Raw genomic sequence first — 24,329 nt, 5'->3', positions numbered from 1 at the left:
TCAGGCGACCTTCAGGTCGACCTTGATGTTGCCGCGGGTGGCGTTGGAGTACGGGCAGACCTCGTGCGCCTTGGCGACGAGGTCCTCGGCGGCCGCACGCTCCACACCGGGCAGGCTCACGACCAGCGCCACCTCGAGTCCGTAGCCGGCGCCGCCGTTGATCGGGCCGATGCCGACCTCCGCGGTCACGGTCGAGCCGCTCACGTCGGCTCGAGCCCGGCGGGCCACCACCATGAGCGCGCTCTGGAAGCAGGCGGCGTAGCCGGCCGCGAAAAGCTGCTCGGGGTTGGTGCCGTTGCCGGAGCCGCCCATCTCGGCGGGCGGCGCGACGACGACGTCCAGCTTGCCGTCGTTGCTGGCCACCTTGCCGTCGCGACCGCCGTGCGCGGTGGCGTGGGCGGTGTACAGAACCTTCTCTACTGCGACAGTCATCGTGACTTCTTCCTAGTGTGAGGGATCCAGCACGAGCTTGCCGACGGTCCGGCGGGCTCGCAGGTCTTCATGGGCGGAGGCGACCTCGGACAGCGCGTACTCGCCGCCGACGATCGGGCGGAGCTTGCCGCCCGCGGTCAGGTCGAACAGCTCGGTCAGCGGATCGCCGAGCAACTGCGGGTTGGCGAAGCAGTCGGCCAGCCAGAAGCCGGCGATGGTCTTCGAACCCTTCATCAACCGGCTCGAGTCGATCGGCGCGGCCGCCTGCCGGGACGCGGCACCGAACGTGACCAGCCGACCGAAGCGGCCCAGGGCGGCGAACGACTCGTCGAACGTCTGACCGCCGACCATCTCGAGCACGATGTCCACGGGCTTGCCGCCGTTCGCCTCGAGGATGCGGTCCTTGAGACCCTCCGGCGTACCGTCGATCGCGGCATCCGCGCCCAACTCGAGGACCTGCTTGCGCTTCTCCTCGGTGGAGGCGGTCGCGATCACGCGGCCCGCGCCCCAGAGCTTGGCGAGCTGAACGGCGAGCGAACCGACCCCGCCGGCACCGGCGTGCACCAGGACGGACTCCCCCGGCTGCAAGTGTGTCGAAGTCTTGAGCAGGTGCCACGCGGTAGTGCCCTGCAGGACGAGAGCGAGAGCCTGGCCGTCGGTGACCCCTTCGGGAACATCCCAGGCGTACGGCGCGTGCGCCACGGCGTGCTCGGCGTACCCACCGGAACCCACCAGCGCGACCACGCGGCGGCCGTCCTCGGTGTGCCCGACGACCTCGCCGCCGGGGATCAGCGGGAGCTCGGTCTTGGAGAGGTAGCTGTTCTCGACCTGGTGGGTGTCGGCGTAGTTGATCCCCGCGCGGTCGACCTTGATCAGGACCTGCCCGTCGCCGGCGACCGGCTCCGGGACATCGCTGATCTTCAGGACCTCGGGTCCGCCGAACTCGGTGATCTGAATGGCTCGCATACACCGTACTATACACTGTACGTTAGAAGCGTCGAAGGGAGATGGGTCACACGTGGCGCGGACACCGCGGAACACTTTGAGCGCCGACCTGATCGTGCGGACCGCGCTCGAACTGATGGAAGCGAACGGCACCGACGCGTTCAGCCTGCGAGGGGTCGCCGGCGAGCTCGGCGTCGGCCCGATGGCGCTCTACACGTACTTCCGGAACAAGGACGATCTGTACGACGCCGTTCGTGACCACCTGATGGGGCTACTCCCAGCCGTACCGTCGGACGCCCCCTGGCCGGATCAGGTACGGGCGGTGTGCCGTTCACTGCGGCTGCTGATGCTCCAGCACCCTTGCCTTGCGCAACTACTCGCCGGACGGCCGCTGAGCGGACACGAGACCGCGCGGGTCGCCGAAGGTCTGCTCGGCGTACTGCGGGCCGCCGGGTTCGACGCGGAGACCGCCGCGCGGACGCACACGACCTTGTTCACCTACGTGCTCGGCTCGACGTCGTGGGAGATCCAGATGGCGGCCGAACGCCGCGACCCCGAGGCGTGGCGGCGGCTGCGCGCCTCGATGGAGTCGCTGTCGGCGCGGGAATTCCCGTCGGTCGTCGAACTCGCGCCGGAACTGGCCCGGACCACGGGCGGCGACGAACAGTTCGACTACGGCCTGGACCTCTTGCTCGCCGGGCTACAGGTCAGAACACCATCGTGACGATGGCGAGTACGCCGATGCAGACGATCAACGCGCGGAGTGCGATCGGCGGGAGCTTCCGGCCGTAGCGGGCGCCGACGAAGCCGCCGATGGTCGACCCGACCGCGATCAGACCGGCCGCGAGCCAATCGACGTCGTGCACGACGATGAACAAGATCGCGGACGCGGTGTTCACGACCGTCGCGAGCACGTTCTTCAGGCCGTTCATCCGCTGCAGGTTCGAGTCCAGGCCGAGGCCGAGGATCGCCATCAGCAGCACGCCTTGCGCGGCGCCGAAGTACCCGCCGTACACGCCGGTGGCGAAGACGGCCGGGATCACCCACCACGCCCCGCGGTGCAGGTGCGACGGCGCACTGATCCACTTCGACAGCCACGGCTGGAAGGCAACCAGCAGACAGCCGAGCAGGATCAGGACCGGTACGACGGCGTGGAAGGCGGAGTCGGGAAGCGTGAGCAGCAGCACTCCCCCGAGGATGCCGCCGGCCAGCGACGCCGGCACCAGACTGATCAGGCGGCCGCGCTGTCCTTCGAGTTCGCGACGGTAGCCGATCGCGCCGGCCGCCGTACCGGGGGCCAGACCGACCGTGTTGCTGACGTTCGCCAGCACCGGAGGGATGCCGACGGCAAGCAACGCGGGGAAGGTGAGCAGCGTGCCTGACCCCACCACGGCGTTGATCGTTCCCGCGCCCATCCCCGCCAGCAGGACGAACACCGCCTCGAACCATGTCATCGCTGCAGAACTCTACGCACCTGACCAGGCCCTCGCAGAGCTGTCCGACGATTGAACACGCAAGAGCCCTCCAGGACCTTCGAAGAAACGGTCCGGGAGGGCTCTCGTGCGGTTGTCAGCGTTGCGGCGGTTCCTGGGCCGGCGGCTCCTGGGACGAGGCCGGCGGCGGCACCGACGGGGTGCTCGGCGCGGCCTGGCTGCGGCTGCTCACGGCGGCGGACTCGGCCGCGGCGATCGCTTCGCGGACCGCGTTGTCGGCCTCGGCCACCGCAGCCGGCGCGGCGCTGTCGATCTCCGGCACCTGGCCGTTGTCGAGTTGCGGCGCCTCCCAGTTGCCCTCAGCCTTTTGCGCGATACCGGCCACCTGGCCGACCGCGCTGCCCAGACCCTTGAGCGCGTCGCCGATCTCGCTGGGCACGATCCACAGCTTGTTCGCGTCGCCCTGGGCGATCGACGGCAGCATCTGCAGGTACTGGTACGCGAGCAGACCCTGGTCCGGCTTGCCGGCGTGGATCGCGTTGAAGACCGTGGTGATGGCCTGCGCCTCACCCTGCGCCTTCAGGATCCGCGCCTGCCGCTCGGCCTCGGCGCGGAGGATGCGGGACTGCTTGTCACCCTCGGCGGTGAGGATCGCGGACTGCTTCTGGCCCTCGGCGGACAGGACGGCCGACTGCCGCATACCTTCCGCGGTGAGGATCGCGGCGCGCTTGTCACGGTCGGCGCGCATCTGCTTCTCCATCGAGTCCTGGATCGACGGCGGCGGGTCGATCGAGCGCAGCTCGACGCGGTTCACGCGGATGCCCCACTTGCCGGTCGCCTCGTCCAGCACGTAGCGGAGCTTCTCGTTGATCTCCTCACGCGAGGTCAGGGTCTGCTCCAGGTCCATGCCGCCGATGATGTTGCGCAGCGTGGTCATGGTGAGCTGCTCGATGGCCTGGATGTAGTTGGAGATCTCGTACGTCGCGCGCACCGGGTCGTTCACCTGGAAGTAGATGACGGAGTCGATCGACACCATCAGGTTGTCCTCGGTGATGACGCCCTGCGGCGGGAACGCGACCACCTGCTCGCGCATGTCGATGGTGTAGCGGACCTTGTCGACGAACGGGGTCAGCAGGTTCAGGCCCGGCTGCAGGCCGGTCTTGAACTTACCGAACCGTTCGACGATGCCGACGGTCTGCTGCTGCACCACCCGGACGGACTTGACCAAGGTCACGATCACCACTAACGCGACCAGTGCCAGGACTATGAGGAACGCGGTCACTTTGACCCTCCACTCGAACGGACCCTCAGGGACGGAGAGCTACTTCAACCGTCCTGCACCTTCGACACTACTGCGCCGAGGGGACCACTCCACGGCAATCCGTGCTCAGCTCTTGGGCGGGTCTGTCGGCTTGGGGTCCTGGGTCGGTTCAGGCATGTCCAGCTGGTGGTGCAGCGGGTCGCCGACCGGGTACACGACCGCGGTCGCGCCGTCGATCGACATCACCTCGACGCGCGTGCCCGGAGGGATCGTCGACACCTCGTCGTACGGGCGGGCCGTCCACAGCTCGCCGCCGAGCCGGATCGAGCCGCCGCCGTCGGGGTGAATCTCCTTGACGACGAGGCCGGACTTGCCGATCACGTGGGCGGAGCCGGTCTTCAGATCCTGGCCGTGATGGATCTTCCGGACGATCATCGGCCGGATCGCGGCGAGCATCGCGGCCGCGGTGACCAGACCGACGACGATCTGCAGCCACAGCAGCCCCGGGAAGATCGCCGCCACGCCGGCCGCGGTGAGCGCACCGGCGGCCAGCATCAGCAGCGTGAAGTCCAGCGAGGCCAGTTCAGCCAGGCCCAGGACGGCAGCGATCGTCAGCCACGCCGCCCACATGTTGTCCCGCAGCCAATCCATCATTTCCCAAGCCTATCTACCTCTGGGGCTTTCAAGCAGATGTTGGACGCGTCGAGCGGGCTGCGGGATCCGGGTCAGAGGGCGCGGGCGGTGTAGCGGCCGTCCTCTTGTTTGAGGGTGAGGGCCAGGTCGAAGGTGTCGCTGAGGGTTTCGGCCGTCAGGGCCTCGTCCATCGGGCCGGCGGCGACGATTCGGCCCTGCTTCAGGAGCAGGGCGTGGGTGAAGCCGGGCGGGATCTCTTCGACGTGGTGCGTGACCAGCACCATCGCGGGCGCTCCGATCGCGGTCGCGATCGAGCTGAGCGAGCGGACGAGCTGCTCGCGTCCGGTCAGGTCGAGACCGGCCGCCGGCTCGTCCATCAGCATCAGTTCGGGGTCGGTCATCAGCGCGCGGGCGATCTGGACCCGCTTGCGCTCCCCCTCGGACAGCGTGCCGAACGTACGGTCGGCCAGGTGCGCGATCCCGAGCTCGGCCAGCAACGCGGTGGCGCGTGCGTGGTCCAGTTCGTCGTACTCCTCGATCCAGCGGCCGAGGACGGCGTACGACGCCGACATGACGACGTCGGACACCCGCTCGCTCTTCGGCAACCGGTCGGCGAGCGCCGCGCTGGTCAGCCCGATCCGCGGCCGCAGCTCGAAGACGTCGACCGCGCCGAGCACCTCACCGAGCAGTCCGGCGACCCCGGCCGTCGGGTGCAGCTGGGCGGCGAGGATCTGCAGCAGCGTCGTCTTGCCGGCGCCGTTCGGCCCGATCACCACCCACCGGTCGGCCTCGTCGATCGTCCAGTCGATCCCGTCGAGCAGCCGCGCGTCACCGCGGACGATCGTCACCCCGGCCAGCTCCACCACTGCAGTCATGCTCAAAACCTAAGGGGTCGCCGTCCGCGGGCGGTCGTCGGGTGGTGAGAGACTTGCGGGCGTGCTGACGACCTCCGCCTCGGTTCGGTTCACCGTGTGGACCAATGCGATGCTGACCGGTGCCTGCGACCCCGACACCGCCGCGGAGAAGATCCTCGGCGACGACGTCGGTCACCACGTCGCGGGCCTCGCGGGGCATCCCGAGCCGGCCACGCTGCCGGTCGCACTGAATCTGCTGCGTGCCGCCGGTACGACGCAGGCGCATCTCGCGCTCCCGGTGCCGGGCGACCCGATCGGTCTGGCCGGACCACCGACGTTCAACGAGGCCGCACTCGAGACCGGCGAGGCCGTCGTACTCACGGGGCCGGAGCTCGGACTCGTTCCGGCGTACGTCGGTCCTGCGGTGCAGTGGACCGTGCTACCGGCCGCTTCGCCGCTGCCGGCCGACTTGGGTGAGGCGGACCGCGGATTGCGGATGGCGCTGATCGACGCGGCCGAATCGCTGGCCGCGCTGGATGTCGCACGCTGGAAGCCGGAGGTCGCGGACGCGCTGATCGACATTCGGCGGATCGGCCAGGGGCGCGGGGACGATCTGGCTCCCGGGTACGAGCCGCGCGCGGTGAAGACCGCGGCGACGGCCAGGCGTTGTCTCGCGATCGCCGACGCCGCTCTCGACGACGACGGCGCGGCCGTCACCGGGGCTGAGGCCGATGCTCGGCGGCGGACCCTGCTCGAGCTGGCCGCCGCGGCGCGGCGGGCGCTGGTGGCGGCCTGCGCGCCGCCGATTCATGCCTGAGATTTGGACCGGACACTGGACGGTCATCTCACTTAGGTAGCGTTCGGGGTGCGATGACTGAGCTCAGTGAGGTTGAGACCGCGTCGGCCGACCGGCCCACGTTGCTGGTGACGTTGACGGGCAGCGACCGGCCGGGGCTGACGTCCGCCGTACTGTCGACGCTCGCCACCCGCGGGCTCGACGTGATCGACGCCGAGCAGGTCGTGCTCCGGGGACGCCTGGTGCTCGGCGTACTGCTGTCCGCGCCGCGGGACCACAAGAGCCTGAAGGAAGAGCTGAAGGCGCTGGCCACCGTCCTCGACGTCGAGATCTCGGTGAAGAAGGGTGTCGGCGACAACGAGCCACGCCGCAAGGGCCGCAGCCAGGTGACCGTGATCGGCCACCCGCTGTCCGCGGCCGGACTCGCCGCGGTCGCCGGACGGATCGCCGACACCGGCGCCAACATCGACCGGATCAGCCGGATGGCGCGGTACCCGGTGACCGCGATGGAGTTCGCCGTCTCCGGCGCCGACCCCGAGGCGCTGCGGACCGTACTCGCGCAGGAAGGCGTCCGGCAGGGTCTCGACATCGCCGTCCAGGACGGCGGGCTGTACCGGCGGGCCAAGCGCCTGATCGTGATGGATGTCGACTCGACGCTCATCCAGGGCGAGGTCATCGAGATGCTCGCCGACCACGCCGGCCGGCTCGAGGAGGTCGCCGCCGTCACCGAGCGGGCGATGCGCGGCGAGCTGGACTTCGCCGAGTCACTGCGGAACCGGGTCGCGGCACTCGAAGGACTGCCCGCGACGGCGCTCGACGAGGTGTACGCCGCGATCGAGCTGGCGCCCGGCGCACGCACGCTGGTCCGGACACTCAAGCGGCTCGGGTACCAGTTCGCGATCGTCAGCGGCGGGTTCAGCCAGATCACCGACAAGCTGGCCGCCGAGCTCGGCATCGACTACGCGAAGGCCAACGAGCTGGAGATCGTCGACGGAGTTCTCACCGGCCGTGTCGTCGGCGAGATCGTCGACCGCGCCGGCAAGGCGGCCGCGCTGCGAGAGTTCGCCCAGCGGTCCGGTACGCCGTTGTCCCAGACGGTCGCGATCGGCGACGGGGCCAACGACCTCGACATGCTGGCCGCCGCCGGCCTCGGCGTCGCCTTCAACGCCAAGCCCGTCGTCCGTGCGGCCGCCGACACCCACCTGAGCGTCCCGTACCTGGACACGATCCTCTACCTCCTCGGCATCACCCGCGAGGAAGTCGAAGCCGCGGACGCCGACACCCCGGCCTGAGCTCGAAGTGCGGCACGATCAGGCCCATGGACTTCACGACCCGGCCCGCCACCCTTGACGACGCGCCCGCGATCCACCGTCTGATCGCCGCGGCGGAGCAGCGCTGGCACGGGCAGGCGGAGTCGGCCCCCGATGCGGTGGCCGCCGATCTGCAACGCCCTCTCATCACGCTCGACCTCGACACCCGGGTGATCGAATCCGACGCCCAGCTCGTCGCCTGGGCCTGGGTGCACGGCGGGCGGCGCGCGCAGATCGACGTACATCCGTCGCACGTCGGTCTAGGCCTCGGGACGCAGCTGCTCGACTGGGCGGAGGCCCGTGCCCGCGAGCACCGCAGCGACTGGCTCGCGCAGACAGTGGACGACGCGGACGAGGCCGGTACGGCGTTGCTCCGGTCGCGCGGGTACGACGTACTCGCGACGAACTGGTTGCTCGAGCGACCGGTCTCGGGTACCGCGCCTGCCGTACCCGAGGGAGTGACAGTGCGGCCGTTCGCGCCGGGCGATGAGCGGGCCGTGCACCAGGTGGTGCAGGACGCTTTCGACGAGTGGCAGCCGCGGCGGCACGAGTACGAAGAGTGGGCCAAGACGACCATCGAGCGCCCCAGTTTCGATCCGGAGTTGTCGCCGGTCGCGGTCGCCGGCGACCAGGTGGCCGGCGTAGCGCTCAGCCTGCACCTCCCCGACTCACCCGACGGGTACGTCGAGCAGGTGGCCGTCCGCCGCGACTTCCGCGGTCGCGGCCTGGCCCGCGCGCTACTGGCGGTCGCGGCCGAAGCAGCCGGACGCCGAGGCAAGCATTCCCTGACCCTCTGGACCCACTCCGGCACCGGCGCCCTGGCGATGTACGAACGCCTCGGCATGACAGTCCGCCGCAGTACGACGGTCTATCGCGCCGCGCTCTGAAGCCGCGGCGTCACGAGCTGTTGACACAACGCCCGTGAGAGCGCTCCCATAGACCTCATCCACCGCCCCTGGAGGTCGACATGCGTATCCGCCCCATCGCACTCGCCCTGGTCGTCCCACTGCTCGCCGTCGTCTCGATCGGCGTGGCCGCGGAGGCCAACGTCCCGACTCCACCCGCCGGCTGGACGACGGTGTGGAGCGACGACTTCGACGGGCCCAACGGCAGCCTGCCGTCGGGCTCCAACTGGATCATCGACACCGGCCACGGGTACCCGGGGGGTCCCGGGAACTGGGGTACTGGCGAGATCCAGAACTACACGAACAGCCCGAACAACGTGGCCCTGGACGGCGCCGGGAACCTCCGGATCACGCCGCGCCGGGACGCGGCCGGCAACTGGACGTCGGCCCGGATCGAGACCCAGCGCGGCGACTTCAAACCGCCGTCGGGCGGCGTACTGGCGATCGAGAGCCGGATCCAGATGCCGAACGTCACCGGTGACGCCGCGCTCGGGTACTGGCCGGCGTTCTGGGCGCTCGGATCGCCGTACCGCGGGAACTACTGGAACTGGCCGGGGATCGGTGAGTTCGACATCATGGAGAACGTCAACGGGATCAACTCCGTCTGGGGCGTCCTGCACTGCGGCGTGAACCCCGGCGGCCCGTGCAACGAGACGACCGGCATCGGCGCCAGCCGCGCCTGCCCGGGCTCGACCTGCCAGTCCGCGTTCCACACGTACCGCTTCGAGTGGGACACCAGCATCTCGCCGAACCAGTTGCGCTGGTACGTCGACGGACAGCAGTGGCACTCGATCAGTCAAGGTCAACTGCCGGGCGACACGTGGACGAACATGACCTCGCACGCCGGCTACTTCATCCTGCTGAACGTCGCCATCGGCGGAGCGTTCCCGGATGCCCTCAACGGCCCGACCCCGCGCGCCTCGACGGTCCCCGACAAGCCGATGGTCGTCGACTACGTCGCGGTGACGGCGAAGGGCAGTACGACGACCCCACCAACGACCCCACCGACAACTCCACCGACGACTCCCCCGCCGGGCGGCTCCTCGGCGTACAGCACCTTGCAGGCGGAGTCGTACGGCCAGCAGTCGGGCATGGGCCTGGAGACCACCACCGACACCGGCGGCGGCCAGAACCTGATGCAGATCGGCAACGGTGACTGGGCGCTCTACCGCGGCATCGACTTCGGCAGTACCGCGGCCACGCAGTTCGTCGCCCGAGTGGCGTCCGGCGCGGCCGCCGGCGTCAGCGGACTGGTCGAAGTACGCCTGGACAGCCGCAGCAACGCCCCGATCGGCACCTTCGCCATCGCCAACACCGGCGGCTGGCAGTCCTGGCGAACAGTCCCTGCCAACATGTCGTCCGTCACCGGCACCCACGACGTCTACGTCACCTTCACGAGCGGCCAACCCGCCGACTACGTCAACCTCAACTGGTTCACCTTCACCCACTAACCCGCCGTACCAAAAGCTCAACTTTGAGAAGCCACCGACCATGAATCGCCGCCGAGAATGGTCGGTGGCTTCTCAAAGTCGACGTCCCGGAGCGGGCGCCGGCGCGGGGCGGCGGTGGGTGCGGGGTGGGGGGTTAGGCGGCGTGGAGCCAGAGGGTGGGGTCGTGGGGGGCTGGAGCGCGCCAGGTCGGTGGGTCGCCGGGGCGGGAGCTACCTCTTGCGAAGGCTGCGCGGAGGCGGGCGATCAGGTCCGAGCGCGGATCGAGGACGTCCTCCCAGCCGAAGTGCACAAGCTCTACAGCCCGATCGCTCAGTCGCTGATCACGCCGGTAGCCGCGGCGCAACTGCCGGCGCCGCTCCTCCGGGCTCTCGCTGTCGTACTTCGCAAGACCGTCGGCCTCACCGATCGTCCGGAACTGGGGCCACCAGAAGTCCACACGTTCGGGCATCCACGCAGCGCCGTCCCAGAACTGTGCCTGCAGGATCGGCATCGGCAAGCCGGCGAGGGCGAAGACTGCCCGGGCTATCGACTCGAGCACCGACTCAGACCTCGGATCGCCGAAGCCGATCGTGTTCCGCGCCCGACGGACTCCCGGCCACTGGAACTGTCGCTCCATCACACTTGCGAGGTCACCGACGGAGATGCCGCTGCGCAGTGCGTCGTCGACGGTCACGATCGCCTCGCGGAACGGCAAGGTGCGAGCGAGATCCACGACGGTTCTCGCCGTACTGGTGACCGGCAGCCACAGATGCCGAGACACATCGGCCGGCTCCAGGGCCGCACGTCGTACGACGATGTCCTGGCGGCGCTGATTGCGCTTGGTCGTGGGCGGCCGCGTCAGCCACGCGGCGTCGGCGGGAGGAGCCGACCGGCGCCGTCCGTCGGTCCAGTTGCGTAGCCCCGCCAGGCGGACGGCGCTGAAGTGGCTCACCACCGAGCCCGGGTGCAGTGCCTGCGCACATGCGATGCGCGCAAGGTACTCGTCAAGGCGGCCGTCGACGTAATGCCCGTGGTGGTGCCACAGCGCCTGCCCGCGCAGCAGGCGTCTCAGGTCGGCGTCCCGCAGGCCGGCGTCGAGCAGGACCTGGCGGCTTCGCGGTCTGTGGACGAGCGCCACCACCCGCGCACGAACCTCGTCACCCAACCGATCCATCACACCAGCATGTCCGCCCCCACCCCACCCGCGCGCCCCCCAACCGCCCCCTGTGGATAACTCCGCTCCCCGCATCCGCGCCAAATCCCAACTTTGAGAAGCCACCAACCATGAATCCCCGGCGAGAATGGTCGGTGGCTTCTCAAAGTTGGTGGTGGGGTTGCGAAGAGGGGCGGGCGGTGCTGCGGGGGTTGGGTTGGGGTGGGCGTCGTGGCCGGAATGCGGTCGGAGCGGGTGTGAGCACCTACCATTCGGCTTATGTCTGAACTGCAGGGTGGGCCGGGAGCCCTGTTCGCCATCGGTGGTGCCGAGGACAAGCTGAAGAAGCGGACGGTGCTGCAGGAGTTCGTCGACGCGGCGGGTGGGTCCAAGGCGCGGATCGTGGTGGTGCCCACCGCGTCCGCGCTCGGACCCGACGTCGTCGACGTGTACCGCGCGCTGTTCGCGGCCCTCGGCGCCGAGAGTGTGGTCGGCGTCCGCCCGGAGAACCGGGAGGACGCCGACGACCCGGCCTTCATCGCTCCGCTGCACGACGCGACCGGCATCTTCATGACCGGCGGCAACCAGCTGAAGCTGGCGGGCGTCGTCACCGGTGCGGCGTTCGGCCGCGCGGTGACCGCCGCTCATGCGCGCGGCGCGGCCGTCGGCGGTACGTCGGCCGGCGCGAGCATCCTGGCCGAACACATGATCGCGTTCGGTCGCTCCGGCGCCACCCCACGCCAGCGGATGAGCCAGCTGTCCAGCGGACTCGGCCTGGTCCAGGGTGCGATCGTCGACCAGCACTTCGCCCAGCGGAACCGGTACGGCCGGCTGCTGTCGCTCGTCGCCCAGTCCCCCGGCCTGCTCGGGATCGGCGTCGACGAGGACACCGCGGCGGTCGTCCGCGGCACCCACCTGGAGGTCGTCGGCCGGGGCGCGGTGACGATCTTCGACGGCACCCGGATCACGTCGAACGCCCACAACGCCAAGCGGTCCGAGCCGATCCTGGCGTCCGGCGTCGTACTGCACGTCCTTCCGGCGACCGCGACGTTCGACCTGCAGAACCGCGTGCTGCTGTCGTACGGCCCGCAGCCGCCGGCGGAGGAGATCGCCGAGATGGCGGCCGCCGAGGCCGACCTGCGCAAGCTCGCCAAGGAGATCGCCGCCGAGGGCGTGTCGCCGCGGTACTACGAGGAGCGCAAGCGGCGGGCAGGACGCCGTACGGCGAAATCCGCGAGGTCCGCGATCGGGGCCGGGGAGTCCAGACCGGGGGCGACCGAGCCGATCACGGCCGGCGCCGAACCCGACTCCCCCGACTCGACGCGAGCAGACAACGGAACCCCATGACCGAAACGCACGGCACCCCGGCCCCCGACCTGAAGATCATCGAGACCCGCGTCTACCGCGGCCCGAACATCTGGAGCTACGACCCCGCGATCCACCTGGTGGTCGACCTCGGCTCGCTCGAGAACTTCCCGTCGAACACCATCCCCGGCTTCACCGAGCGACTGCTCGCGGACCTCCCCAGACTCGATCAGCACCACTGCTCGCGCGGCCGCAAGGGCGGGTTCATCGAGCGCCTGCACGAAGGCACCTGGCTCGGCCACATCACCGAGCACGTCTCGCTGCAGCTCCAGCAGGAGGCCGGCCACGACATGCGCCGCGGCAAGACGCGCCAGGTCAAGGGCTCGCCGGGCGTCTACAACATCATCTACGCGTACGCCGACGAACCGGTCGGGCTCGCGGCGGGTGAACTCGCCGTACGGTTCGTGAACAACCTCGTCCAGCCCCAAATGAAGGATGGACAGCCGGAGTTCGACTTCACCACCGAGCTGGAGAAGTTCATCAAGCAGGCCGAGCGGACCGCGTTCGGCCCGTCCACGCAGGCGATCGTCGACGAGGCTGTGTCCCGGGACATCCCGTGGATCCGGCTCAACAAGGCCAGCCTGGTCCAGCTCGGTCAGGGCGTGCACGCGAAGCGGATCCGGGCCACCATGACGTCGGAGACCGGGTCGATCGCGGTGGACGTGGCGAGCGACAAGGACCTCACCACGCGGCTGCTCGCCTCGGCCGGTTTGCCGGTGCCGCGGTCGGAGTCGGTGCGCACGGTCGAGGACGCCGTCTCGATCGCCAACAAGATCGGCTACCCGGTGGTCTGCAAGCCGCTCGACGGCAACCACGGCCGCGGTGTCTGCCTCAACCTGCAGGACGCGGACGCGGTCCGGGAGGCGTTCCCGATCGCGGCCGAGCAGTCCCGGCGCGGGTCCGTGATCGTGGAGAACTTCGTCACCGGCAAGGACTACCGGTGCCTGATCATCAACGGCCGGATGGAGGCGATCGCCGAACGCGTGCCCGCGCACGTGGTCGGCGACGGCGTCCACACCGTGGCCGAGCTCGTCGACATCACCAACGCCGACCCGCGGCGCGGTGTCGGGCACGAGAAGATCCTGACCCGGATCACGATCAACAACGCGGCCCGGCAACTGGTGCGCGATCAGGGCTACGAGCTGGACGACGTACCGCCGGAAGACGTGATGGTGAAGCTGACGCTCACCGGCAACATGTCCACCGGCGGGATCTCGATCGACCGGACCTGGGAGGCGCACCCGGAGAACGTCGAGATCGCCGAGGAGGCGGCCCGGATGATCGGGCTCGACATCGCCGGGATCGACTTCATCTGCCCGGACATCACCCAGCCGGTGCGCGAGACCGGCGGCGCGATCTGCGAGGTGAACGCGGCGCCCGGGTTCCGGATGCACACCAACCCGACGATCGGCGAACCGCAGTACATCGCGAAGCCGGTGGTGGACATGCTGTTCCCGGCCGGCGCGGTCAGCCGGATCCCGATCGTCGCGGTCACCGGGACGAACGGCAAGACCACCACGTCCCGGATGATCAGCCACGTCTTCAAGGGCATGGGCCGCAAGGTCGGGATGACATCGACCGACGGCATCGTGATCGACGAGCGGCTGGTGATCCGGCAGGACGCGTCCGGCCCGAAGTCCGCGCGGATGGTGCTGCAGAACCCGCGCGTCGACTTCGCGGTGTTCGAGGTGGCACGCGGCGGGATCCTGCGCGAGGGACTCGGGTACGAGCGCAACGACGTGGCCGTCGTCCTCAACGTGCAGCCGGATCACCTCGGCCTGCGCGGGATCGACACGCTCGAGCAGCTGGCCGATGTGAAGGCCGTCCTGGTCGAGGCGGTGCCACGGACCGGGTACGCCGTACTGAACGCCGACGACCCGTTGGTGCGGAAGATGCGCCGGAAGTGCTCTGGGCAGGTCGTGTGGTTCAGCATGGCCGAGCCGGGCAGTGAGGTCCGCGACTACATCGAGGGGCACTGCCGGCGCGGCGGGCGGGCCGTGGTGCTGGAGCGCTCGGACCTGGGCGACATGATCGTGGTGAAGCACGGGCGCCGGTCGATGCAGCTCGCGTGGACGCATTTGCTGCCGGCAACGTTCGGCGGGCGCGCCATGATGAACGTGCAGAACGCGATGGCGGCGGCTGCGGCGGCGTTCGCGGCCGGTGCGCCGTTGCACGACATCCGGCAGGGACTGCGGACGTTCAACACGTCGTACTACCTGTCGCCGGGCCGGCTGAACGAGATCGACGTCGACGGGCGCAGCGTGATCGTCGACTACTGCCACAACGCGCCCGCGATGCGGATGCTCGGCGACTTCGTCGACCGGCTCGGGGAGAGCCTGAGCGCGTCGTCCGAGGTCGGGCGGCCGTCGCGGATCGGTGTGATCGCGACCGCGGGCGACCGGCGCGACGACGACATCCGCGAACTCGGCGAGGTCGCGGCGCAGCACTTCGACGTGGTCATCGTCCGCGAGGACGCACGGTTGCGCGGACGCAAGCGGGGCGAGTCGGCGGGCCTGGTGCAAGTCGGCGTACGGGCCGCGATGGAGGGCGGCGCGCGGTGCCGGCGGGTGGACGTCGTACTCGACGAGCTCGAGGCGGTCCGGTTCGCGTTGGAGCGGTCGAACCCGGGCGATCTCGTGGTGCTGTGTGTCGATCAGCACCAGTCGGTACTCGCGGAGCTCGAGTCGGTGTCGCACCTGGCGCAGGCTGGGGCCCGGTCCGGTGACGAGGGCGGTGACCCCGACTTCGTGCAACCCGACGAAGAGATCACAGAGGAGACACCGCGGGAACTTGCCTAGGGCAAGTCTCGTTGGCCGTTGCGTGAAGACGAAGTTGCTGATGGCTGCGGCCGTGGTCACGTTCCTGGTGTCGTCGTGTGGTTCGACGGAAAAGCCGGCCACTCAGGAGGCGGCGGTGACCTCTCCAGGCGTGCTGGTCGAGGACGCGTGGGTGCGGGCGACGACCGGCGCGAAGGACACCACGATGACGGCCGCGTTCCTGTCCCTGACCAATCCCGGTGACACCGACGTGAAGTTGACCTCGGCAACTTCACCGGTCGCCGCAGTGGTGCAACTGCACGAGATGGCGATGCAGGACGGCAAGATGGTGATGCGCGAGAAGCCCGGCGGCATCACCGTCCCCGCCGTCTCCCACGCCCATCTCTCCCCCGGCGGTGACCACATCATGCTGATGTCCCTGAAGCGGCCGCTGAATCCCGGCGACGAGGTCCCGCTCACGCTCGAGTTCTCCGACAACACCAGCCACGACCTCAAGGTCCCGGTCAAGGCGTTCACCGAGGAAGAAGAGCACTACCACCCGACGCCCAGTACCAAGTGACCACCAGACGACAGTTCTTCGGGTACGCCGGTGCGGCCGCTGCAGGCGCCGCGGCCACCGGTGGCGCTGTCGTTGCTCTCGACAACAACAGCGCCACCGAGACGCCCGTCTCCCGGACTATTTCGCCGTACGGCGACCATCAAGCCGGGATCGCCCGCGTCGCGCCGGCGGCGGCCGAGTTGGTCAGCTTCAAGCTCGGGACCGATCGGGCGGGGCTCGGACGGCTGATGCGGCTCTGGACGAGCGATCTCGTCGCGCTGGCCGATGGGCGGGGCGCACCTGGAGACACCGCGCCCGAGTTGGCAGTGGCCAACAAGAGCGTGACGGTGACGGTCGGGTTCGGGCTGCGGGTGTTCGAGCTGACCGGGCAGCGGCCGCGCGGGCTCGACGACCTGCCGGTGATGAAGCACGACAGGTTGGATCCTGCCTGGTCAGGTGGTGACCTGCTGGTGATGGTCGGCGCGGACGACGCGGTCAGCGTGGTGCATGCCGTACGGCGATTGATCGCGGACGCGAAACCGTTCGCGACCCCGCTCTGGCGCCAGACGGGCTTCTGGGACAGCACCGGCCCGGACGGCAAACCGGTCACCGGCCGCAACCTGTTCGGGCAGGTCGACGGCACCGGCAATCCCGCCTTCGGTACGCCGGAGTTCGACCAGACCGTGTGGTCCGCCGACGGCCCGGACTGGTTCCGCGGCGGCACGACGCTCGTCGTACGGCGGATCCGGCTGAACCTCGACACCTGGGACGAACTCACTCGGTCCGAGCAGGAACGCGCCGTCGGCCGCAAACTCTCCACCGGCGCCCCGCTGACCGGCACCGCCGAGCACGACGAACTCGACCTCGAGGCCCGCGACGCCGACGGCCGGCTCGTCATCGCGCAGAACGCGCACGCCCGCCTCGCGCACCACAGCGAGAACGACGGCCGCCGCATCTTCCGCAAGGGCCTGAACTACGTCCACGACACCGGCGCGACCCGCGAGTCCGGCCTCGTCTTCCTCAGCCACCAGGCCGACGTCGCGGGCCAGTTCCTCCCGCTGCTCGCCCGCTTGGACGCGGTCGACGCCCTCAACGAGTGGACGACCACCATCGGCTCGGCCGTCTTCGCCCTCCCACCCGGCTTCCGGCCCGGCGGGTGGCTCGGGCAGTCACTCCTGAGCTGACTCCACGCTGGGACGCCGCGGCAGGAGGCGGCGGCGGGGTTCTTCCTGGTCGATCCAGTCGAGGTCGTCGGACAGTACGGCGTCGTTCGACTTGTCGGCGTACGGGTCGATCGGCGGCGGTGGCGGCGGGAGGGCGCGCAGCTTGAGCGCCACCATCGGGATCGCGAGCAGGACGCCGACCACCATCCACGGCCAGTATTCGCGCAGCAGCGGCTCGAACGACTGGAAGAACGCCTCGGTCGACGCGTCACCGACCGCGTCCATCGGCTTCCCGGTCGACTGGCTGACCAGCCGGACCGACGCGACGATGCCGAAACACACCAGATAGAACCCGGTCAACGGGATCCAGGACCCCACCGAACGCCAGCCGCGCTTCCAGCACGCGACGTACAGCAGGATCGCGAGCCCGGCGCCGACGAGCAGACCGTTCAGCTGCCACAGCCACCGCCAGTCGGCCAGTTGCTCAGCCGGCCGCAGCGCCGTCCAGGCCACCGGCAGCGCCAGCGCGAACGCCGCGACGACCGAACTCCTGGCGCCCAGAGCACCGAAGAACCCGCCGAGAGCGCTTGCCACCAGCAACGTGACCAGCAGATCTCCGAGCGGACTCCCGGTCAGCCACCACATGCCCGCGGCAACGATCAGCACGACGGGTACGGCGATCCGGATCCGCCCGATCAACAGTCCGGCCAGCACACCGCCGGCGAACCCGCCGAGCACCACCAGATCGATCCGCGGCGGCACGAAGTACGTCGTACCCTCCGGCAGCCCCTTCAGATACGTCGCGGAGAAGCCGCCCACGAACCAGGCGACCACCGCGGCCGGAATCGACCACAGGTAGCGCATCACACAACCCCGTTCCCACCCTGACTGTGCCGTCAGAACGGCGGCGGCAGGGCTAGTGCTGGGCTCTCTCGACCTTGCTCTTCAAGGTCTCCGGTGTGTCGACAGTAGCTCCCTCGGACCGCAACCAGCCGTCAAGACTCGCCCGATCCTGCAGAGACATGACCGCCACCACATCGCCTGCCCGCGCCTCCGCGACCAGTGCCTGCGCCGCCTCCAGTTCGGTCGGGAACGCCGGCACGTCGTCCACGCCGACCGACGCCGCACCCTCGCGGAAGACCGCTTCGAGCTCCTCCGGCGGCCGCCCCCGCAGGTAGTCGCTCTTGTGGCCGATCGCGATCCGGTCGGTCGCCCGCGCGCCCATCGCACCGAGCGTCGCGACCATCTCGTCGGCCCGGTCCCCCGGCGATCCGAGCGCCAGCATCAGCCGTCCGCCGGCCGGCCGGACGCCGTTCATGATCTCGAGCAGCGCCTCCAGCCCGGCCTCGTTGTGCGCGAGGTCGATGACGACGGTGAAGTCGCGCAGCGAGTACATGTTCATCCGGCCGGGATTGTTCTCGTTCGGCGCGAACGAGCTCAGACCCTCGATCACGGCCGCCCGCGGCAGCCCGAGCCCGAGCGCCGCCGACGCCGCGGCCAGCGTGTTCTCGACGTTGTAGTGCGACAGCCCGGACAGCGTCATCGGTACGTCGGCGACCTTGAGCAACGGCTCCGGGTCGCGGGACGTGTCGAGCACGGTCACGAACCCGTCCAGCACGGTCGTCGCGCGGCCGCCCTCGTCGAGCACGGTCCGGATCGACGGCGAGTCGGGGTCGCGGGAGAACACCCAGCACTTGGCCGGCGAGCCGAGCCGCATCGCGAACGTCCGCGGGTCGTCGCCGTTCACCACGCACCAGCCGCGCGGCCGGGTGATCTGCGTGATCACCGCCTTCACCTCGGCGAGCTGGTCCACGGTGTCGATCCCGCCCAGCCCGAGATGATCGGCGGACACGTTGGTGACCACCGAGACGTCGTTGTACGCGACGCCGATCCCGCGGCGCAGGATCCCGCCGCGGGCCGTCTCGGTCACCGCGAGCTGGATGCCCGGCTGCGACAGCACCTGCCCGGCGCCGCTCGGCCCGGAGAAGTCGCCGTACTTCACGAGTTCGCCGTCGAAGTACACGCCGTCGGTGCTCGACCAGCCGACGTGCAGCCCGGCGGCGCGCCCGATGTGCGCGATCATCCGCGACGTCGTGGTCTTGCCGTTCGTCCCGGTCACCGCGACGACCGGCACCTTCGGCCGCAGCGTCGGCGGCGGGTTACCCGGCGGCTCGTCCCGCACCCGCTCGCCCACGGTGTGGATCAGTTCGCTGAGATCATCAGAGTGCTCAGGGCCGAACGCGTCCAGCACCTCGACGATCGCCGCCCCGAGCGCCCGCGCGCGTCCTTCGTGCGCCCACGGGAAGGCCACCACGAGTCGCCGTACGTCGGACTCCGGGCGGACCCGGACGCCGATCCGCCCGATCCCGGCCTCCCGGGCGATCCGCCGTACGACGTGACCGACGACCCGGATCGCGAACCGCTGCCGGAACCCCGACCCGATCCGCCCCGGCCGGGTGGCACCGAGCCCGATCGCCTGCGCATAGGCCTTCGCCGCGGGAGCGGGCGCGTCCGCGATCGCCGACACGTCCAGCGTCAGCTTGATGGCGGCCCGGCTGAAGTAGAGATTGGCGCCGTCGAGAACGCGGAGCTCTACCAACGAGGTTGCCACTACGCTCCCATCGCGTGGTAGCCGCCGTCGACATGCACGATCTCGCCGGTGGTCGCGGGGAAGAAGTCACTGAGCAGGGCAACGATGGTGCGCCCGGTCGGCTCCAGGTCGGACGGGTCCCAGCCCAGCGGGGCACGGTCCAGCCATGGCTCCTCGAACTTCTCGAAGCCCGGGATCGCCTTCGCGGCCAGGGTCTTCAGCGGACCGGCCGACACCAGGTTGCAGCGGATGCCCTGCGCGCCGAGGTCGCGCGCCAGGTACCGGCTCGTGGACTCCAGAGCGGCCTTCGCGACCCCCATCCAGTCGTAGCCGGGCCAGGCCACGGTCGCGTCGAAGGTCATCCCGACGACGCTGCCGCCACGACTCATCAGCGGCGCGCAGGTGACGGCCAGCGCCTTCAGGCTGTACGCCGACACGTGGAGGGCCTGCGCCACGTCGTCCCACGGTCCTTCGAGGAACTTGCCGCCGAGGATCGTCTCCGGGTTGCCGTAGGCGATCGAGTGCACCACCCCGTCGAGCCCGTCGACGTGCTCACGGACAGCGTCCGGCAGCGCGGCCAGGTGCTCGGCGTTGGTGACGTCGAGCTCCAGCACCGGAGGCTCGGTCGGCAGCCGTTTCGCGATCCGCTTGGTGATGCTCAGCGCGCGGCCGAAGTTCGAGATCAGCACGGTGGCGCCTTGTTCCTGCGCCACCTTGGCCGTGGCGAAGCCGATCGACGAGTCGAGGGTGACTCCGGCGACCAGGATCCGCTTGCCGTCGAGGATGCCCACCGGCATGCCCTTTCTAGAGTGACTGTGTTTCTAGAGTGACTGTGTTTTCAGTTGCCCATGCCGATGCCGCCGTCGACCGGGATCACCGCGCCGGTGATGTAGCCGGCCTCCTCCGACGACAGCCACCGGACCGCGTTCGCGATCTCCTCGGTAAGCCCGAAGCGGCCGAGCGGGATCTGGCTCAGATACTGCTTCTGGGTCTCCTCCGGCAGGACCGCGGTCATGTCGGTCTCGACGAAGCCGGGCGCGACCACGTTCGCGGTGATGCCGCGGCCGCCCAGCTCGCGGGCGATCGAGCGCGCCATGCCGATCAGGCCGGACTTGCTGGCCGCGTAGTTCACCTGACCCGGCGAGCCGAGCAGGCCGACCACCGAGGAGATGAACACGATCCGGCCCTTGCGCAGCCGCAGCATGCCCTTCGCCGCCCGCCGGGCGACCCGGAACGAGCCGGTGAGGTTGGTCTCGATCACCGAGTCCCAGTCGTCGTCGGACATCCGCAGCAGCAGCGTGTCGCGGGTGATGCCGGCGTTCGCCACCAGCACCTCGACCGGTCCGTGCTGCTCCGCGATCGTGTCGAAGGCCGCGTCGACCTGGGCCTGATCGGTGATGTCGCACTTCACGCCGAGGAAGCCCTCCGGCGGCGGGCTGGTGTTGTACGTGACAGCGACCTGGTCGCCCGCCTCCTTGAACGCGGTCGCGATCGCCAGCCCGATCCCCCGGCTGCCGCCGGTCACCAACACAGACCTACCCACAAGCGCTCCTCACATCGTCGGACGGAGGAACGCTATCCCACCGGGCGGAGTGCTTCTGACTTAGAGGTCGCGCGGATAGGTGGGGCGGCGCGCAGCAGGCGCCACCTATCCGCGCGACCTCTCAGGAGTCTTCGAGGCGGAAGCCGACCTTCATGGTCACCTGGTAGTGGTCGATCTGGTTGTCCTCGATGTGGCCGCGGATCTCACTGACCTCGAACCAGTCGAGGTGCCGCAGGGTCTCTCCGGCCCTGGCGATGCCGTTGGTGATCGCCTGGTTGAGGCCCTCTTTCGAGGTGCCGACGATCTCCGTGACCCGGTAGGTGCGATCGGTCATGACGAACCTCTCTCCATCCGGCTGCGCCCGAGCGCGCGGCGCGGCGTACCGTTGCTATTGGTGAGGAGGATAGATGTCGAAACGCCATGAGCGGAGCGACGCGACGGTCGTCTCGGTGACGAGTGCGCAGCCGGGCCGGTCCGAGGATCTGGACAGCCGGATCGTGCGCTACGCCTGGATGATGTCGATCCGGATCGTCTGTTTCGTCCTCGCCGTCGTCACCCCGTCCCCGTGGCGCTGGCTTTTCGTCGTCGGTGCGATCGCATTGCCGTACTTCGCGGTGGTCCTGGCGAACGCCCACCGGTCCGTGACGGCGCCCGCCGCCGACCCGTACATCGCCCCCGCGCGGCCCGCGATCGGGGACCGTCCGACGGTCGTCGTACCCGCCGACCACGACACTTCTCGGGACGCTTCCCAGGACACGTCTCGGGACGCTTCTCAGGACCGTCCGGCCGACACCGAAAAGTGATCTTGGCCGGGACTGGAAAACTTGGACTGATCCGTGTCAGAATCTCCCGCGTGCCTTGAAGTTCATGAGTGGAATTCAGGGACTTGATGCGGCGTCGGACGGCTCCCCCCGTGGCTGTCCGACGTCGCTTCATTTTGCCCAGGCTATTGATTATTGAGGCATCAGGAATGCAGAGGAATGGCACCCGCGGATGACTGAAGAAGCCGGATCGACTGCACCGGCCCTGCCGACCACCTGCTCCGCCAGGGGCTGCGGGAACCCTGCTACCTGGGCGCTGCTGTGGAACAACCCGAAGATCCACACTCCCGACCGGCGTAAGACCTGGCTGGCCTGTGACGAACACAAGGACAGCTTGTCCGACTTCCTCGACCGGAGGTCATTCCTGCGCGAGGTCGAGCCATTCAGCGCATGACGTTGTTTTGACGACGAGCTCGCCCGGGTGGCTAGCGAAAAACTGCATTTCCGGATTGGGCCGGTATGCGCTCAACCGCCGATCGCGGACATCGGGCGGGACGGTTGCAGGAAGCTCGGATCGTTGATGCCGTGACCCGGAAGTTTGTTGAGCATCGCACGACGCCAGCGGTCGGCCAGTTCGGCGTCGTCGGCGCCGGCCCGTAGCGCGGTCCGCAGGTCGGACTCGGTGCGCGCGAACAAGCAGTCCCGGACCTGCCCGTCGGCGGTCAGCCGGACCCGGTCGCAGTCGCCGCAGAACGGGCGCGTGACGGACGCGATGATGCCGACGGTCTGCGGTCCGCCGTCGACCAGGAACGACTCGGCCGGCGCACTTCCCCGCTTCGAAGCGTCGTCCGGCGTCAGGTGGAACCGCTCGGTGAGCATGCCGAGAATCTCGTCCGCGGTGATCATCGTCGACCGGTCCCAGCCGTGCTGCGCGTCCAGCGGCATCTGCTCGATGAACCGCAGTTCGTAACCGCGCTCGAGGCAGAACTCCAGCAATTGCGGCGCATCCGAGTCGTTCACGCCGCGCATGAGGACCGCATTGACCTTCACCGGCGTCAGACCGGCGTTGTGCGCGGCCTCCAGCCCGGCGATCACGTCCTGCAGACGGTCCCGCCGGGTCAGTTTCTTGAACGTTTCCTGGTCGACCGTGTCGAGGCTCACATTGACCCGGTCCAGGCCGGCGTCCTTCAGCGCGACAGCCTGCCGCGCGAGACCGATCCCGTTGGTGGTCAGCGACACCTCGGGGCGGGGCACGAGTTCCGTCGTACGGCGGACGATGTCGACCAGACCGCGCCGGAGCAGCGGTTCGCCGCCGGTGAAGCGGATCTCGTGCACGCCCAGGTGCGTGACCGCGACCGACACCAGGCGGACGATCTCGTCGTCGGTGAGCAGTTCGGGCTTCGCGAGCCAGTCCAGGCCCTCTTCCGGCATGCAGTACGTGCAGCGCAGGTTGCAACGGTCCGTGAGCGACACCCGCAGGTCGGTCGCGGTCCGGCCGTAGCGGTCCGCCAGACCGGTTCGCGTCCCGGCCTCGATCATCGCCGTCTGGATCGTCGTCACGCCCCCAGCGTACGTGCCGCGCGTCTGCGGTTTCAGGGGATGGCTTAAGTTCGAGACGTGGGTCGTCTCCTGAACCTCCGTTGGATCGTCGCCGCGCTGGGCGTGCTCGTGCTCGCCGGCGTCTGCGTGCAGCTCGGTCGCTGGCAGCTGCACCGCCTCGACGAACGTAAGGCGCGCAACGAGGTGACCCGGACCAACTTGGCGGCTCCGGCCGCCCCGATCGACCAGATTCTCGGTCCGCCGGGCGTCGTCGGCGACCAGCACGCCTGGCGCACAGTCATCGTCAAGGGCCGGTACGACGCCTCGAAACAGGTCGTCCTGAAGTACCGCAACGTCCAGGACAAGCCCGGCTTCGAGATCGTCACGCCGCTCGTCCTCGCGGACGGGAAGGCGGTACTGGTCGACCGCGGCTTCCTGGCCCGGCAGAGCTCGGAGCTGATGCCGCAGCACGTCCCCGCCGTACCGGCCGGCGAGGTGACCGTCACCGGCCGCCTGCAGCGCAGCGAACGCGGAGGCCACACCAACGGCGGGACACCGGACGACGGTACGGCGCGACTCATCAACGGCCCGGACTACGCGAAGGTGCTCGGGCTGAACCTGTACGACGGCTACGTCACCGTGGACAAGCAGGAGCCGGCGAACGACCCGGCGTTCGGCTCGTTCCCCGGTCCGGAGATCGACGACGGGCCGCACTTCTTCTACGCGTTGCAGTGGTTCTTCTTCGCGCTGCTCGCCATCGGCGGGCTCGTCTACTTCTCCCGGCAGCAGGTGACCGGCAAGCCCGCGGAACAGCAGCCCGAAGCCGTCGAACGACCCGAAGCTCATGCCGGAGCGCCGGACTGAGGACGGCCGGTCCTGCTCGTTGCCTTGCGCAACAACG

The 24,329-nt window shown here is 69.4% G+C and carries 25 protein-coding genes; 12 read left to right on the top strand and 13 right to left on the bottom strand.

All coding sequences use genetic code 11. The features are described from left to right. Nucleotides 1-432 (bottom strand): organic hydroperoxide resistance protein, encoded by a 432-nt coding sequence (locus EV651_RS27940; RefSeq protein ID WP_133788236.1) that lies wholly within the window; start codon nt 430-432, stop codon nt 1-3. A gap of 12 nt (nt 433-444) precedes the next feature. After that, entirely contained in the window at nt 445-1,398 is a 954-nt protein-coding gene (locus EV651_RS27935; RefSeq protein WP_133788235.1) for a zinc-binding dehydrogenase, read from the bottom strand. A 52-nt stretch (nt 1,399-1,450) separates the two neighbouring features. Between EV651_RS27935 and EV651_RS27930 the strand changes: the two genes are divergently transcribed. Then, a complete protein-coding gene (locus tag EV651_RS27930; RefSeq protein ID WP_238157238.1) occupies nt 1,451-2,101 on the top strand; it encodes a TetR/AcrR family transcriptional regulator in 651 nt (216 codons plus the stop codon). Here EV651_RS27930 and EV651_RS27925 read toward each other — a convergent pair. The 4 genes from EV651_RS27925 to EV651_RS27910 form a co-directional block, all read right to left on the bottom strand. After that, the gene (locus EV651_RS27925) at nt 2,085-2,831 is read right to left on the bottom strand and encodes a sulfite exporter TauE/SafE family protein (RefSeq protein WP_133788233.1); all 747 of its coding nucleotides are present in this window, start codon (nt 2,829-2,831) and stop codon (nt 2,085-2,087) included. The genes EV651_RS27930 and EV651_RS27925 overlap by 17 nt on opposite strands. A gap of 115 nt (nt 2,832-2,946) precedes the next feature. Next, nucleotides 2,947-4,092: an SPFH domain-containing protein gene (locus EV651_RS27920; RefSeq protein WP_133788232.1), complete on the bottom strand. Its 1,146-nt coding sequence runs from the start codon at nt 4,090-4,092 to the stop codon at nt 2,947-2,949. Nucleotides 4,093-4,197: 105 nt separating this feature from the next. Next, entirely contained in the window at nt 4,198-4,725 is a 528-nt protein-coding gene (locus EV651_RS27915) for an NfeD family protein (protein ID WP_133788231.1), read from the bottom strand. 71 nt (nt 4,726-4,796) lie between these two features. Continuing rightward, nucleotides 4,797-5,579: an ABC transporter ATP-binding protein gene (locus tag EV651_RS27910; RefSeq protein WP_133788230.1), complete on the bottom strand. Its 783-nt coding sequence runs from the start codon at nt 5,577-5,579 to the stop codon at nt 4,797-4,799. 61 nt (nt 5,580-5,640) lie between these two features. Here EV651_RS27910 and EV651_RS27905 point away from each other — a divergent pair, with 61 nt between their 5' ends. From EV651_RS27905 to EV651_RS43135, 4 genes are all read left to right on the top strand, one after another. Next, the gene (locus EV651_RS27905; RefSeq protein WP_238157237.1) at nt 5,641-6,375 is read left to right on the top strand and encodes a hypothetical protein; all 735 of its coding nucleotides are present in this window, start codon (nt 5,641-5,643) and stop codon (nt 6,373-6,375) included. A 53-nt stretch (nt 6,376-6,428) separates the two neighbouring features. Next, complete coding sequence (gene serB / locus EV651_RS27900) at nt 6,429-7,646, top strand: phosphoserine phosphatase SerB (protein WP_133788229.1); 1,218 nt, start codon at nt 6,429-6,431, stop codon at nt 7,644-7,646. Between the two features lie 26 nt (nt 7,647-7,672). Continuing rightward, nucleotides 7,673-8,551, top strand: a complete 879-nt coding sequence (locus EV651_RS27895; RefSeq protein WP_133788228.1) for a GNAT family N-acetyltransferase — start codon at nt 7,673-7,675, stop codon at nt 8,549-8,551. Between the two features lie 80 nt (nt 8,552-8,631). Beyond that, nucleotides 8,632-10,020 carry a glycoside hydrolase family 16 protein gene (locus EV651_RS43135; protein ID WP_133788227.1) on the top strand — a complete coding sequence of 463 codons (1,389 nt, stop codon included), beginning with the start codon at nt 8,632-8,634 and terminating at the stop codon, nt 10,018-10,020. A 133-nt stretch (nt 10,021-10,153) separates the two neighbouring features. Here the strand turns inward: EV651_RS43135 and EV651_RS27885 are convergent, their stop codons facing one another. After that, nucleotides 10,154-11,173, bottom strand: coding sequence for a hypothetical protein (locus EV651_RS27885; protein ID WP_133788226.1), 1,020 nt, complete (start codon nt 11,171-11,173; stop codon nt 10,154-10,156). Nucleotides 11,174-11,431: 258 nt separating this feature from the next. On the opposite strand from EV651_RS27885, the gene EV651_RS27880 reads away from it, so the two are divergent. From EV651_RS27880 to EV651_RS27865, 4 genes are read left to right on the top strand one after another with little or no spacing between them, the layout of a single operon-like run. Further along, nucleotides 11,432-12,499 (top strand): cyanophycinase, encoded by a 1,068-nt coding sequence (locus EV651_RS27880; RefSeq protein WP_133788225.1) that lies wholly within the window; start codon nt 11,432-11,434, stop codon nt 12,497-12,499. After that, nucleotides 12,496-15,315 carry a cyanophycin synthetase gene (gene cphA, locus EV651_RS27875; RefSeq protein WP_133788224.1) on the top strand — a complete coding sequence of 940 codons (2,820 nt, stop codon included), beginning with the start codon at nt 12,496-12,498 and terminating at the stop codon, nt 15,313-15,315. The genes EV651_RS27880 and cphA overlap by 4 nt, the downstream gene beginning before the upstream one ends. Before the next feature lie 22 nt (nt 15,316-15,337). After that, entirely contained in the window at nt 15,338-15,853 is a 516-nt protein-coding gene (locus EV651_RS27870) for a copper chaperone PCu(A)C (protein WP_238157236.1), read from the top strand. After that, nucleotides 15,850-17,016, top strand: coding sequence for a Dyp-type peroxidase (locus EV651_RS27865; protein WP_133788223.1), 1,167 nt, complete (start codon nt 15,850-15,852; stop codon nt 17,014-17,016). The genes EV651_RS27870 and EV651_RS27865 overlap by 4 nt, the downstream gene beginning before the upstream one ends. Here EV651_RS27865 and EV651_RS27860 read toward each other — a convergent pair. The 5 genes from EV651_RS27860 to EV651_RS27840 all read right to left on the bottom strand — a co-directional run bounded on the left by EV651_RS27860 (nt 17,002) and on the right by EV651_RS27840 (nt 21,462). Further along, nucleotides 17,002-17,859, bottom strand: a complete 858-nt coding sequence (locus EV651_RS27860; protein ID WP_133788222.1) for a hypothetical protein — start codon at nt 17,857-17,859, stop codon at nt 17,002-17,004. The genes EV651_RS27865 and EV651_RS27860 overlap by 15 nt on opposite strands. A gap of 52 nt (nt 17,860-17,911) precedes the next feature. Beyond that, nucleotides 17,912-19,606, bottom strand: a complete 1,695-nt coding sequence (locus EV651_RS27855; protein WP_133788221.1) for a Mur ligase family protein — start codon at nt 19,604-19,606, stop codon at nt 17,912-17,914. Beyond that, a complete protein-coding gene (fabI, locus tag EV651_RS27850; RefSeq protein ID WP_133788220.1) occupies nt 19,606-20,382 on the bottom strand; it encodes an enoyl-ACP reductase FabI in 777 nt (258 codons plus the stop codon). Before fabI ends, EV651_RS27855 begins: the two co-directional genes overlap by 1 nt. Nucleotides 20,383-20,423: 41 nt before the next feature. After that, nucleotides 20,424-21,128 (bottom strand): 3-oxoacyl-[acyl-carrier-protein] reductase, encoded by a 705-nt coding sequence (gene fabG, locus EV651_RS27845; RefSeq protein ID WP_133788219.1) that lies wholly within the window; start codon nt 21,126-21,128, stop codon nt 20,424-20,426. Between the two features lie 121 nt (nt 21,129-21,249). Beyond that, nucleotides 21,250-21,462 (bottom strand): dodecin, encoded by a 213-nt coding sequence (locus EV651_RS27840; protein WP_133788218.1) that lies wholly within the window; start codon nt 21,460-21,462, stop codon nt 21,250-21,252. A 73-nt stretch (nt 21,463-21,535) separates the two neighbouring features. Between EV651_RS27840 and EV651_RS27835 the strand changes: the two genes are divergently transcribed. Together EV651_RS27835 and EV651_RS27830 are read left to right on the top strand one after the other, a co-directional pair. Continuing rightward, on the top strand, nt 21,536-21,931 hold the full coding sequence (locus tag EV651_RS27835) for a DUF3099 domain-containing protein (RefSeq protein ID WP_133788217.1): 396 nt from the start codon (nt 21,536-21,538) through the stop codon (nt 21,929-21,931). 190 nt (nt 21,932-22,121) lie between these two features. Continuing rightward, on the top strand, nt 22,122-22,343 hold the full coding sequence (locus EV651_RS27830) for a hypothetical protein (protein WP_133788216.1): 222 nt from the start codon (nt 22,122-22,124) through the stop codon (nt 22,341-22,343). A gap of 71 nt (nt 22,344-22,414) precedes the next feature. On the opposite strand, the gene moaA is transcribed toward EV651_RS27830, so the two are convergent. After that, on the bottom strand, nt 22,415-23,428 hold the full coding sequence (gene moaA / locus EV651_RS27825) for a GTP 3',8-cyclase MoaA (RefSeq protein WP_133788406.1): 1,014 nt from the start codon (nt 23,426-23,428) through the stop codon (nt 22,415-22,417). A 78-nt stretch (nt 23,429-23,506) separates the two neighbouring features. On the opposite strand from moaA, the gene EV651_RS27820 reads away from it, so the two are divergent. Next, nucleotides 23,507-24,292: an SURF1 family protein gene (locus tag EV651_RS27820; protein WP_238157235.1), complete on the top strand. Its 786-nt coding sequence runs from the start codon at nt 23,507-23,509 to the stop codon at nt 24,290-24,292. The last annotated feature ends 37 nt before the right edge of the window (nt 24,293-24,329 follow it).

Source organism: Kribbella sp. VKM Ac-2571 (assembly GCF_004362255.1).
GTDB lineage: Bacteria > Actinomycetota > Actinomycetes > Propionibacteriales > Kribbellaceae > Kribbella > Kribbella pratensis.
Note: the sequence above shows the minus strand (reverse complement) of the source record. Positions and strands in the feature narration are given on the sequence as shown.

Bases quoted from the DNA above. Each gene is read 5' to 3' on its own strand.
- EV651_RS27830 (WP_133788216.1), top strand. From the start codon at position 22,122: ATGACTGAAGAAGCCGGATCGACTGCACCGGCCCTGCCGACCACCTGC.
- EV651_RS27935 (WP_133788235.1), bottom strand. From the start codon at position 1,398: ATGCGAGCCATTCAGATCACCGAGTTCGGCGGACCCGAGGTCCTGAAG.
- EV651_RS27910 (WP_133788230.1), bottom strand. From the start codon at position 5,579: ATGACTGCAGTGGTGGAGCTGGCCGGGGTGACGATCGTCCGCGGTGAC.
- EV651_RS27880 (WP_133788225.1), top strand. From the start codon at position 11,432: ATGTCTGAACTGCAGGGTGGGCCGGGAGCCCTGTTCGCCATCGGTGGT.
- EV651_RS27885 (WP_133788226.1), bottom strand. From the start codon at position 11,173: ATGGATCGGTTGGGTGACGAGGTTCGTGCGCGGGTGGTGGCGCTCGTC.
- EV651_RS27925 (WP_133788233.1), bottom strand. From the start codon at position 2,831: ATGACATGGTTCGAGGCGGTGTTCGTCCTGCTGGCGGGGATGGGCGCG.
- EV651_RS27835 (WP_133788217.1), top strand. From the start codon at position 21,536: ATGTCGAAACGCCATGAGCGGAGCGACGCGACGGTCGTCTCGGTGACG.
- EV651_RS27860 (WP_133788222.1), bottom strand. From the start codon at position 17,859: ATGCGCTACCTGTGGTCGATTCCGGCCGCGGTGGTCGCCTGGTTCGTG.
- cphA (WP_133788224.1), top strand. From the start codon at position 12,496: ATGACCGAAACGCACGGCACCCCGGCCCCCGACCTGAAGATCATCGAG.
- serB (WP_133788229.1), top strand. From the start codon at position 6,429: ATGACTGAGCTCAGTGAGGTTGAGACCGCGTCGGCCGACCGGCCCACG.
- EV651_RS27940 (WP_133788236.1), bottom strand. From the start codon at position 432: ATGACTGTCGCAGTAGAGAAGGTTCTGTACACCGCCCACGCCACCGCG.
- EV651_RS27895 (WP_133788228.1), top strand. From the start codon at position 7,673: ATGGACTTCACGACCCGGCCCGCCACCCTTGACGACGCGCCCGCGATC.
- fabI (WP_133788220.1), bottom strand. From the start codon at position 20,382: ATGCCGGTGGGCATCCTCGACGGCAAGCGGATCCTGGTCGCCGGAGTC.
- EV651_RS43135 (WP_133788227.1), top strand. From the start codon at position 8,632: ATGCGTATCCGCCCCATCGCACTCGCCCTGGTCGTCCCACTGCTCGCC.
- EV651_RS27840 (WP_133788218.1), bottom strand. From the start codon at position 21,462: ATGACCGATCGCACCTACCGGGTCACGGAGATCGTCGGCACCTCGAAA.
- moaA (WP_133788406.1), bottom strand. From the start codon at position 23,428: ATGATCGAGGCCGGGACGCGAACCGGTCTGGCGGACCGCTACGGCCGG.
- EV651_RS27915 (WP_133788231.1), bottom strand. From the start codon at position 4,725: ATGATGGATTGGCTGCGGGACAACATGTGGGCGGCGTGGCTGACGATC.